The organism is Columbia Basin potato purple top phytoplasma (genome assembly GCF_028595955.1).
Classification (GTDB): domain Bacteria; phylum Bacillota_I; class Bacilli_A; order Acholeplasmatales; family Acholeplasmataceae; genus Phytoplasma.
In genome coordinates, this window is sequence record NZ_JANHJP010000027.1 from 1 (window position 1) to 728 (window position 728).

At 27.9% G+C, this 728-nt stretch carries 1 pseudogene; it reads right to left on the reverse strand.

What is annotated here, in order from left to right:
- Window positions 1-236: 236 nt before the first annotated feature.
- Window positions 237-728: pseudogene (locus M8044_RS02470) on the reverse strand (hypothetical protein); the annotation flags it as partial.

The following is a 728-nucleotide window of genomic DNA, read 5'->3' on the forward strand; positions in this document are numbered from 1 at the left end:
TTTTGGATCATTAAAATCTATTTTTTGTAATTTTTCTTGTTTTTTGAGTTAAATTATCACTTCTTGTTTTTAAATTTACTTTAGTTTTTTCATGGGCTTTTTGTTCGTCTTTTATTTTTTCTTTAGTTTATTGATTTCATTACGGAGTTCGGCGTTTTCTTCAAGATATTTACCAGAAACGTTTTCTAAAGCCTTAATAGTTCCTTCGAGGGTTTCAATATGTAGGCTTTTTTTACCTATTTGTAGATTTGTTTTTCTAATTTCTCACTTAAACGGTTAATTTCTTTAGCTTGTTCGTTGATGGTTTGGTTTAAGTGGGTGGTTTCTTGCTCTTTTTGGTAGATAGTTGCTTGATATTCTTTTTCTTTTTGTTGAAAATTAGTAGTTAATTGGTTAATTTCATTTTGGGGTTCTTGTTTTTCTTGTTCTGATAGTTTTTGATTATTTTCTAATTCTTCTTGTTTTTGAATTAAATAATGTTCTAAATTAACTTTTTGTGTTTCCAAAGTTAAACTATTAATTTTTTCTTGTTGGAGTTGAATTTCTAATAAGTTTTTCACTTTGATAATTTCTTCAGGAGTTAGTTGTTGACTTTCTGTTGTTTTGTTAGTTTCTTTTAATTCCTCACCAAGTGGTAATTTTTGTTGGAGTTGTTCTTGTTGCAATAAGATAGGTTCAGTTGTTGATTCAACTGAACCATGATCAGGGAAAAAAATTTGTAGCGTTGC